At 70.7% G+C, this 10266-nt stretch carries 9 protein-coding genes; 1 reads left to right on the top strand and 8 read right to left on the bottom strand.

The features are described from left to right. Positions 1 to 22: 22 nt before the first annotated feature. The 8 genes from ACFVYA_RS48220 to ACFVYA_RS48185 form a co-directional block, all read right to left on the bottom strand. The gene (locus ACFVYA_RS48220; protein WP_387055172.1) at positions 23 to 1384 is read right to left on the bottom strand and encodes a S1C family serine protease; all 1362 of its coding nucleotides are present in this window, start codon (positions 1382 to 1384) and stop codon (positions 23 to 25) included. Positions 1385 to 1520: 136 nt separating this feature from the next. Continuing rightward, on the bottom strand, positions 1521 to 2039 hold the full coding sequence (locus ACFVYA_RS48215; RefSeq protein ID WP_387055170.1) for a formimidoyltetrahydrofolate cyclodeaminase: 519 nt from the start codon (positions 2037 to 2039) through the stop codon (positions 1521 to 1523). Between the two features lie 3 nt (positions 2040 to 2042). Beyond that, the gene (locus ACFVYA_RS48210) at positions 2043 to 4508 is read right to left on the bottom strand and encodes an FAD-dependent oxidoreductase (protein ID WP_387055168.1); all 2466 of its coding nucleotides are present in this window, start codon (positions 4506 to 4508) and stop codon (positions 2043 to 2045) included. A gap of 13 nt (positions 4509 to 4521) precedes the next feature. Next, positions 4522 to 5364, bottom strand: coding sequence for a formyltetrahydrofolate deformylase (gene purU / locus ACFVYA_RS48205; protein WP_387055166.1), 843 nt, complete (start codon positions 5362 to 5364; stop codon positions 4522 to 4524). Beyond that, positions 5361 to 5831 carry a sarcosine oxidase subunit gamma gene (locus ACFVYA_RS48200; RefSeq protein WP_387055164.1) on the bottom strand — a complete coding sequence of 157 codons (471 nt, stop codon included), beginning with the start codon at positions 5829 to 5831 and terminating at the stop codon, positions 5361 to 5363. Before ACFVYA_RS48200 ends, purU begins: the two co-directional genes overlap by 4 nt. Beyond that, positions 5821 to 8364: a 2Fe-2S iron-sulfur cluster-binding protein gene (locus tag ACFVYA_RS48195; protein WP_387055162.1), complete on the bottom strand. Its 2544-nt coding sequence runs from the start codon at positions 8362 to 8364 to the stop codon at positions 5821 to 5823. The genes ACFVYA_RS48200 and ACFVYA_RS48195 overlap by 11 nt, the downstream gene beginning before the upstream one ends. Further along, the gene (locus ACFVYA_RS48190; RefSeq protein ID WP_387055160.1) at positions 8361 to 8639 is read right to left on the bottom strand and encodes a sarcosine oxidase subunit delta; all 279 of its coding nucleotides are present in this window, start codon (positions 8637 to 8639) and stop codon (positions 8361 to 8363) included. The genes ACFVYA_RS48195 and ACFVYA_RS48190 overlap by 4 nt, the downstream gene beginning before the upstream one ends. An 8-nt stretch (positions 8640 to 8647) precedes the next feature. Continuing rightward, a complete protein-coding gene (locus ACFVYA_RS48185; protein ID WP_387055158.1) occupies positions 8648 to 9859 on the bottom strand; it encodes a sarcosine oxidase subunit beta family protein in 1212 nt (403 codons plus the stop codon). A gap of 58 nt (positions 9860 to 9917) precedes the next feature. Here ACFVYA_RS48185 and ACFVYA_RS48180 point away from each other — a divergent pair. Beyond that, a partial coding sequence (locus tag ACFVYA_RS48180; RefSeq protein WP_387055156.1) for a GntR family transcriptional regulator occupies positions 9918 to 10266 on the top strand: 349 nt, incomplete at its 3' end.

Genomic DNA, 10266 nt, shown 5'->3' with positions numbered 1-10266 from the left:
AACCACCACCGTGGTTCCCGCGTCACGGCCGCAGGCAGCCCACCGGCCCTTCGATGGCCTTGACCTGGATCTGCCGCTGACCGCCGGTGGCGCCGGCCACCGTCAGCGTCAGCTGGTCGCCCGGGTGGTGGGTGTCCATCACGTTCGTCAACGCCGTCGCCGAGGCGGTCGGCTTGCCGTCGATGGCCGTGATCACGTCCCCGGCCGCGAGGCCCGCCTTCTGCGCCGGCCCGCGCTGGACGACCTCGCGGACCTTCGCGCCGCCTTGGCCGTCCGACACCGAGACCCCGATGAACGCGGTCTTGCCGATGTGGATCTTGGCGGTGGCCTGCCCGGCGACGATCTTGTGGGCGATGTCGACGGCCTGGTTGATCGGGATGGCGAACCCCTGGCCGGCACCGCCGCTGCGGCGCCCGTTCAGCTGGTAGCCGGTGGACGCGGCGGTGTCGACCCCGATGACCTGGGCGTCCGCGTTGACGAGCGGGCCACCGGAGTCACCCGACTCGATGTTCGCCCGGACCTGGATCAGCCCGGTGAGCTGCTCGGAGGACCCGCTGGACTCGTCCGAGGCGGTGATCGACTGGTCGAGCGCCGTCACCGTGCCCGGTGCGGGCACCGGGTCGCCGCCCCGACCGCCGGCGTTGCCCAGCCCGAGGATCTGGTCGCCGACCTGCACCGTGGACGAGTCGCCGATCGACGCGGTGGGCAGCCCGGACGCGCCCCGCAGCTGCAGGACCGCGACGTCCTCGGTGCGGTCGTAGCCGACGACGTCCGCCTGGTAGGTGTCGCCGGTGCCGATGCTGGTGACCTTGATGCTGGTCGCGCCCGCGACGACGTGGTTGTTGGTCAGCACCTCGCCGTCGGCGGTGAGCACGATGCCGGTGCCCGCCGCCGCCGCGCCCTGCAGGCCGAGCTCGGTGTTGATGTTTACGATGGCCGGGTTGACCTTGGCCGACACGGCGTCGACGTCGAGCACGGTCTTGGCCGCGGTGGGCTGCCCGGAGAAGCCGAAGTTCTGGTTGCCGCCCGCGGTGGGCGTCCCGGAGATCAGGTGCCCGATCCCGAGCCCGGCGACCACGGCCAGCGCGATGGCGACGATCGCGACCGTCAGCGCGCGCAGCGGATGCCGCCGGCGCGGCGGCGGCTGGTAGGCGGGCTGCGGGTAGGCGTAGATCGGTTGCGTGTAGGGCTGGTACGGGCGTCCCCACTGGTCACGGGGCTGGTCGTACGGCTGGTAGCTCTGCTCCTGCTGGTCGTACGGCTGGTGGCCCTGCTCCTGCGGATACCCGTTCCGGCCGTAGTAGTCCGGCGAGTAGCCGCCGCCCTGGCCGTAGCCGTACGGGTACTCGCCGCCGTCCCGCGGTCCTCGGTCGTACTCGCTCATGCACAGCTCCAGCTCTCGACAAGCCTCCGGCCCGTACCAGGAAACGCCCCGTTCCTGAGAATTTCCTGGTGCGCTTCCGTGGACTTGCTGTGGATTACCCACCTCGAGAGCCGCGTGCGGCCCGACGTGACCGGTGTTACGCCGGGACCACCGCCTTCCGGATCGTCGCCGTCAGGCGGTCCGCCCGCTCGCGCACCGCGGCCACCTCGGGCGGGACGGGCACGCCGGAGTGGACCTCGACGCTCAGCCCGGCGGTCACCGCCGCCGCTCGTGCCGCCTCCGCCACGGCCGCCAGGTCGGTGCCCACCCGGCGACCTGGCGGCACCCGCTCCGCCAGGTCCAGCACCGCCGCCGCGGCGGCGATCACCTCCGCCGCCCGTTCGCACGCGTGACGGCGTGCTTCGACCACCGCGGACTCCCGCGCCTCGCCCGGCGGCAGCCGGTGCGCCCGGGTGAGGACGGCCGCCGCGTGGGCCTCCTTCTCGGCCAGGCGCAACGCGTGCATGCTCAGCGCACCGGCTTCGCGCCCGTCGGCCGACACCTTCCCGACCAGGGCCGCGGCCTGGGCGACGTGCAGCGCCGCCGTCGCGCCCCCGCCGGGGGAACCCTCGGACGCGAGGGCCCTCAGGTAGTCGCTCAAGATCTGGTCACGCATGCCTCACCGCCGGATCCGTTCCATGCCGGGGTCGACCAGTGGCTCGGCGGCCACGGTGGCCGCGACCCGGCGGCCGAAGTACTCGATCTCCACGCCGCTGCCGATGTCCGCCGACGCCGGGAGCCACGCGTAGGCGATCGGCCGGCCGACGGTGTACCCGTACGCCGCACTCGTGACGTAGCCCGCGGCCACGCCGTCGACGAACACCGGTTCCTTGCCCAGCAAGACCGTGCGGCCGTCGTCGATCGTCAGGCACCGCAGCCGCCGCGACGGCGTCCGGCCCTCGAGCGCGTCCCGCCCCAGGAACTCCCCCTTCGCCGGACGCACCGCGAAGTCGACGCCGGCCTCGTACGGGTCGTGTTCGGTGGTCATGTCGGTGCCCCACAGCCGGTAGCCCTTTTCGAGCCGCAGGCTGTTGAACGCCGCCCGCCCCGCCGCGATGACGCCGAGAGGTTGCCCGGCCGCCCACAGCGCGTCCCACAGCCGCAGGCCGTTGTCCGCGCCGGTGTAGATCTCCCAGCCGAGTTCGCCCACATAGGACAGTCGCATCGCGACCACCGGCACCCCGGCGATCCGCGCGCGCCGGGCCCGGAAGTACTTGAGACCCTGGTGCGAGAAGTCCTCACGCGACAGCGGCTGTACCAAGTCCCGCGCCAACGGACCCCAGACGCCGATGCAGCACGTCCCGCCGGTGATGTCCCGGACCTGCACCCCGGGAGGCGCGTGCTTGGTGAAGTGGTCGACGTCGATGTTGCCGTTGATCCCGACCTGGAACAGCTCCGGTTCGAGCCGCGCCACGGTGACGTCGCTGCGGATGCCGCCGGCGTTGTCGAGCATCAGCGTGTACGTCACCGAGCCGACCGACTTGTCCAGCTGGTTGGTGGTCAGCGACTGCAGGAACGCCAGCGCCCCCGGTCCGCTGATCTCCACGCGCTTCAACGGTGTCATGTCGTAAAGCGCGACGCCGTTGCGCGTCTGCCACGCCTCGGCGGCCGCGATCGGCGAGTGGAACTGCGCCGACCACGCGTCCCGCGCCGGCGGCAGCGCGTCGTGCGGGAGCTTCTTCAGCAGCGGCGCGTTGGCCTCGAACCAGTGCGGCCGCTCCCAGCCGCCCGCCTCCAGGAACACCGCGCCCAGCTCGCGCTGCCGCGCGTGGAACGGCGTCACGCGCAGGTCTCGCGGGGAAAGCTTGGGCTGCAACGGGTGCAGGATGTCGTAGACCTCGACGAAGTTCTGCTGCGCCGTCTCGCTCACGTACGAAGGCGCGAGCTGGACGTCCTCGAAGCGGTGGACGTCGATGTCGTGGGTGTCCACTTCGGAATGCCCGTCGACGAGCAGTTCGGCGACCGCCTTCGCGATGCCCGCGGAGTGCGTCACCCAGATCGCCTCGGCCAGCCAGAAGCCGCGGACGTCGGCCGACTCGCCGACCAGCGACTGGCCGTCCGGGGTGAAGGAGAAGATGCCGTTGAAGCCCTCTTCGACCTTCGTCTGGCGCAACGCCGGGAGCAGCAGCTGACTCTGTTCCCAAGAAGGCGCGAAGTCGTCCTCCGTGAAGGGCAACATGGAGGGCATGGCGGTCTCGGTCACCGCCGGATCCAAAGTGGACTCCTCGACCGGCATCGGGCGGTGGGCGTAGGAGCCGATGCCGAGCCGGTCGACGTGCTCGCGGAAGTACAGGTCCTGGTCCTGGTGGCGGAGGATCGGCAGGCTCGCCTCGACCTCCTCACCGTTCGAGGCACTCTTTCCCGCCGAGAACGCATCAGCGCTGTTGCGCCCGGCGAGTTCCGCGACCTGCCCGGTCTTGACGTACTGGTGGGCCAGCGGCAGCAGCGGCACGTCCATGCCCGCCATTGCGCCGATCTCGCGGCCCCAGAACCCGGCGCACGAGACGACCACGTCGGCCGGGAAGTCGCCCTGGTCGGTCCGGACGCCCGTGACGCGCCCGCCGTTCTGGAGCACGTCGGTCACGCGGGTCGCACCGACGAACCGCGCGCCCCGTTCGGTGGCGCGGGAGATCAGCAGCTCGACGGCCTTCGCGGCCCGCGCGAGCCCGTCGGTCGGGACGTGCAGCGCGCCGAATATCCGCGAACCGTCGAGGAGCGGCCACCGCCGGACGCACTCGCCGGCGTCGATGAGCTGCCCCTCGACGCCCCACGACGTCGCCCAGCCGTGCTTGCGCTTGAGGTCCTCCCAGCGCGCCGGGGTCGTCGCGACCTCCATGCCACCGACCTGGAGGAAGCAGTCCAAGGCCTTGAGCTTCTCGACGGTGTACTTCGCGAAGTCCGTCATCGCCTTGGCCGCGTTGGTCTGGAACACCAGGCCGGGCGCGTGCGAAGTGGACCCGCCGGTGCGCGGCAGCGGGCCCCGGTCGAGCACGGTGACGTCGGTCCAGCCGCGGACGGTCAGCTCGTCGGCGAGGTTCGCGCCGACGATGCCGGCGCCGATGATCACGACCTTCGGTGCACTCATGGCGGAACTCCTTCTACCGGAACACAACAGTGCTGTTGCCGTTGAGCAGGACGCGGCGTTCGCAGTGCCAACGCACCGCGCGCGAGAGGGCGAGGGCTTCGGCGTCGCGGCCGACGGTCACCAGCTCGCGCGGCGAGTACGTGTGGTCGACGCGCTGGACCTCCTGCTCGATGATCGGGCCCTCGTCGAGGTCGGGGGTGACGTAGTGCGCGGTCGCCCCGACGTACTTGACGCCGCGGTCGTAGGCCTGGTGGTAAGGCTTGGCACCCTTGAAGCCGGGCAGGAACGAGTGGTGGATGTTGATCGCGCGGCCCTCGAGCTTCTGGCACAGCTCGTTGGACAGCACCTGCATGTACCGGGCGAGCACGATCAGGTCCGCTTCGTACTCGCCGACGAGGTCGAGGAGCCGCTGCTCGGCCTCCGGCTTGGTCTCCGGCGTGACCGGGACGTGCACGAACGGCACGCCGGCCGCCTCGGCCATCGGCCGCAGGTCCTCGTGGTTCGACACGACCACGGCGATCTCGGCGCCGAGGCCACCCGCCCGCCACCGGAAGAGCAAGTCGTTGAGACAGTGCCCGAACTTCGACACCATGACCAGGATCCGCGGCGGCGTCCCGTCGGAGAACCCGAACTCCATGCCGAAGTCACCGGCGACCGGGGCGAACGCCCGGGTCAGATCGTCCACTGTGGTCTGTTCGGTGCGGGTGAACGACGTGCGCAGGAACAGCGAGCCGCGGACGTCGTCGTCGAACTGCTGGTGCTCGACGATGTCACAGCCCTGCCCGACCAGGAACGTCGTGACGGCGTGCACGATGCCCGAGCGTTCCGGGCACTTGAGCGTCAGGGTGAAGGTCACGAGACGTACTCCCGGCTCGCGTCGGCCAGCCACGCGTGGAAGTAGCCCGAGAAAGACTGCCGCACGAGGATCGTGAAGCCGTCTTCCCGGACCATCAACACGATCCCGGTACGCGCCAGCAAGGTCTGCACGCAAGTACCCGGCGGTGACATCTCCAGGTCGATCGAGCACCCGTGTGCCAGCACCTCGGCCGCGTGCGCCCCGGTCAGCCGCACGACGTTCCGCTGCGCCGAGACGTCGGTGACGGCCGCCGCGCCCTCGTCCCGGAGCACGGCTTCCAGCTCGGCCTGGCGGCCGGGTCCGGCGAGCACCAGGTACTCGTCGGGACCCATCCAGAGGACGTCGACCCCGTCGCCGCTGGTGAAGGTGCACGGCCCGGGCAGGTCGACGCCGAGCAGGGTCTGCCCCTCCCGGAGGCGGACGGTGAGCTGGGTGCGGAACGGTTCTTCGACCACGTCAACCGTCACGGCGGGCTCCTTCCTTGTCGAAGAGCACGGATTCGGTCACGGTCACCGGCACGACCTGGTCCCCGACCGGCACGTACAGCGTTTCGCCGATCCGCTCACGGCCCGAGCGCACCAGAGCGAGCGCGAAGGTCCGGCCGAGGGCGGCGCTGTCGTAGCTGGAGGTGACGTGGCCGAGCATCCGCACCGGCGGCTCCGGCACCGCCTCGGATTCGATGACCTGCGAACCCTCCGCCAGCAGCACCGACGGGTCGACCGGCAGCAGGCCGACGAATTGCTTGCGGTCCGGCCGGTTGTTCTCGGCGCGGGCGAAGCTGCGTTTGCCGATGAAGTCGGCCTTCTTCTTCGACACGGCCCAGGACAGGCCGAGGTCCTGCGGGGTGACCGTGCCGTCGGTGTCCTGGCCGATGATCGGGTAGCCCTTCTCGGCGCGCAGGACGTGCATGGTCTCGGTGCCGTACGGCGTGGCTCCTTCGTCCACGGTGGCCTGCCAGAGCGCGAGCCCGTGCCACGACGGGACGTTGATCTCGTACGCCAGTTCGCCGGAGAAGCTGATCCGGCAGACCCGCGCCGGGATACCGGCGACCTCGGCGTCCTGCCAGGTCATGAACCCGAAAGCCTCGTTGGAGACGTCGAGGTCCGGCGCCAGGCGGCCGAGTACTTCCCGCGAACGCGGTCCGACCAGCGGGATCGTGGTCCAGTGCTCGGTGACCGACGTCGCGAAGACCCGCAGGTGCGGCCACTCCGTCTGGAGCCACTCCTCCATCCACTCGAGGATCTTCGCCGCGTTGCCGGTGGTCGTGGTGACCAGGAACCGCTCCTCGCCGACGCGGATGACCGTGCCGTCGTCGAGCACCATGCCGTCGACGCCGCACATCACGCCGTAGCGGATCCGGCCGACCTTCAGGTTGCTCATCATGTTCGTGTAGAGCATGTCGAGGAACCAGCCGGCGTCCGGGCCCTGGACGTCGATCTTGCCCAGCGTGGAGCCGTCCATGAGGGCGACGTCGTTGCGGGCCGCGCGGCACTCGCGGCGGACGGCGTCGCGCATCGACTCGCCGGGCCGCGGGTAGTACCACGGGCGCTTCCACTGGCCGACGTTCTCGAACTCGGCGCCGTGCTCGACGTGCCACGGGTGGATCGTCGTGACCCGCACGGGATCGTGCAGGTCACCACGGTTTCGCCCGGCGAGTGCGGCGAACGGGACCGGCGTGTACGGCGGCCGGAACGTCGTCGGGCGCTGGGTCGCCAAGTCGACACCGAGGGCTTCGGCGGTGATCCCCGCGGCGAGCATGCCGGACGTCTTGCCCTGGTCGTGCGCGGTGCCGATGGTCGTGTAGCGCTTGATGTGCTCCAGCGAGCGCAGGCCGGCGCCGGTGGCGCGCAGGACGTCCGACACGGTCGCGTCGCGCTGCTGGTCCACGAACCGGGTGTCCACTTCGGACTCGGGCGCGGGCACCTGCCAGAGCACCTTCGTCTCCGGCAGCCCCTCACCCGCGGCCGCGCCCACGACGCTCACCGTCGGCAGGTCGCCGTCCGGGACGTACGCGCCCAGCTCGGCGGCGTACCGGAGCTTGCCCCGGGCCTGGCTGAACAGGTGCACGGCCGGGTTCCAGCCGCCGGACACGAGCAGCAGGTCGCACCCGGCCCGCTCGCCCCGCAGCTCGCCGAGTTTCGCGATGTGCGCGGCGGTGATGTGCCCGTCGGCGCCGCCATCGGTGCCGATCACGCCGTAGCCCTGGCGGGCGTCGACGATCCGCACGATCTCGGCCCCGGCCTCGGCGAGTTCGGAGGCGGCCTCGTAGGCGGAGTCGTTGGTGGTGAACACGACCACGCGCTGTCCGGCGAGGACGCCGTAGCGGTTCAGGTACGTCCGCGCGGCACCGGCGAGCATGATGCCCGGACGGTCGTTGTCCGGGAACACGATCGGCCGCTCGTGGGCGCCGGTCGCGATGACGATCCGCTTCGCCCGGATCCGCCAGACCCGCTGCCGCGAGATCCGCTCGGGCGCGGCGGGTTCACCTCGCCGTTCCAGGGCGAGCACGAACCCGTCGTCGTAGATGCCGAACGCCGTGGTGCGCGAGAGGAACCGGACACCCTCCGGAGCTTCGCCGCCGGGCTGATCATCGACCAGGAGCACTCGCCCTTCTGCCGAGGCAGCGGCGGCGCGCCCGGCAGGCCCGGCGCCGATGACCAGGACGTCACAGTGGGCGTGCTTGGCGTCGTACCGCGCCGGGTCCGGCTCGGTGGCGAGCCGACCCTGACCGCGCAGGCCTCGGGCCTCCAGGCCGTCGTACAGCTCGACGGTCGTCGCGCTCAGCATCGGCTCCGGGAACGGCTTTTCGATCTGCACCAAGGCGTTCGAGTCCTCGACGCCGGCGGCCACGATGCCCCGCGGCCGTCCGTACTTGATGCTGGTCGCAACCCGGTGGATGCCGTTGGCCAGCAACGCGGACGCCAGGGTGTCGCCGAGGAAACCGGTCAGCTCGCGGCCGTCGAAGGTGAACTTGAGCGGGACGCCGGACAGCCGGGTCATGAGAGCACCGGCCTGGGCTCGTCGAGGCGGTAGACCGCGAGAAGGTCGTGGGTGCGGGTGTCGCGGACGGCGTTGAACCACCGGCGGCAGCCCGCGGAGTGGCTCCAGCGCTCGGCCAACGGCCCGCTCGGGTTGTCGCGGAAGAACACGAACTTCGCCCACTCCTCGTCCGACATCGCCGAGGGATCCGGCGGGTAGGCGACGTGGGCTTGGCCGCCGTAGTGGAACTCGGCCTCTTCGCGCGGCCCGCACCACGGGCAAGGGATCAGCTGCATCGAGTCTCCTAATGCGCGACGGCGGCGGCGCCGTGCTCGTCGACGAGGGCACCGGTGGTGAACCGGTCGAGGGCGAAGGGTTCGGCGTACTCGTGCGGCTTCCCGCGGGCGATGGTCGCCGCGAAGACGTCCCCGACACCGGGTGTCGCCTTGAAGCCGCCGGTGCCCCAGCCGCAGTTGAGGAACAGGTTTTCCACCGGCGTGAGGCCGATGATCGGCGAGGCGTCCGGGCTGGTGTCGACGATCCCGGCCCACGTCCGCAGCAGGTGCGCCCGCGCGAACACCGGGAACAGCTCCAGCGCGGCCGCCATCTGCTGCTCGATGATGTGGAACGAGCCGCGCTGGCCGTAGCCGTTGTAGCTGTCGATGCCCGCACCCATCACGAGCTCGCCCTTGTGTGCCTGGGAAACGTAGACGTGCACGGCGTTCGACATGACGACCGTCGGGTGGATCGGCTCCAGCAGCTCGGACACCAGCGCCTGCAGCGGGTGCGACGTCAGCGGCAGGTCCAGCCCGACCATTTTCGCGAGCACGGAGGTGTGCCCGGCCGCGCACAGCGCCACCTTGCCCGCGGCGATCCGGCCCCTGGACGTCTCGACGCCGGCGACCCGTCCGTCCACTGTGGATATCCCGATGACCTCGCAGTTCTGGATGAGGTCGACGCCCAGCTCGTGCGCGGCGCGGGCGAAACCCCAGGCCACGTAGTCGTGCTTCGCGATGCCCGCGCGCGGCTGGAAGGTCGCGCCGAGCACCGGGTAGCGGACGTCCGGGGAGGTGTTGACGATCGGGCAGATCTCCTTGACGCCGTCGGCATCCACCCATTCGGCGTCGATGCCGTTGAGCTTGTTGGCCTCCACGCGGCGGACGCTGTCGCGGACGTCCTGGAGGCTGTGCGCCAGGTTGAGCACCCCGCGCTGGCTGAACAGGATCGGGTAGCCGAGGTCGTCTTCGAGCCCTTCCCACAGCTTGAGGGAGTGCTCGTAGATGCCGGAACTCTCGTCCCAGAGGTAGTTCGAGCGGATGATCGTGGTGTTGCGGGCCATGTTCCCGCCGGCGAGCCAGCCCTTCTCCAGCACGGCGACGTCGGTGATGCCCTGTTTGGCCAGGTAGTACGCGGTCGCGAGGCCGTGCCCGCCGCCGCCCACGATGACCACGTCGTAGGCCTTCTTCGGCTCCGGGTTGTCCCAGAGGAAGTCCGGGTGCTCCGGCAGGTCGGTCATCCCGCACCCCTTCGTGGTCGACTTCTGATATATCAATCGTCGATGTAGGCTAAGCGGCGTGCACCCCCAGGTCAATCCCCCTTCGCTGGCGGAACAGGCGTACCGCTTCATCCGCGATCGCCTGGTCATGCTGGACATCCCGCCGGGCTCCCCGCTCAACGAGGAGGAGCTCGGCAGCACGCTCGGCATGGGCCGGACGCCGATCCGCGAGGCGCTGAAGCGGCTGGAGTCCGAACGCCTGGTCGTCGCCTACCCGCGGCGCGGGACGTTCGCCACCGACGTCAACATCTCCGACCTCGCGCACATCTCCGAGGTCCGGCGCACCCTCGAACCGATGGCGACGGCGGCCGCGGCCGAGCGCGCGACCGCGGCCGACCGAGGGACCCTCACCCTGTCTCTTATACACA

Source organism: Amycolatopsis sp. NPDC058278 (genome assembly GCF_042881395.1).
In the GTDB taxonomy this organism is placed as follows: domain Bacteria; phylum Actinomycetota; class Actinomycetes; order Mycobacteriales; family Pseudonocardiaceae; genus Amycolatopsis.
The sequence above is the reverse complement of the archived record's forward strand: the minus strand, read 5'-3'. Positions and strand labels throughout refer to the sequence as shown.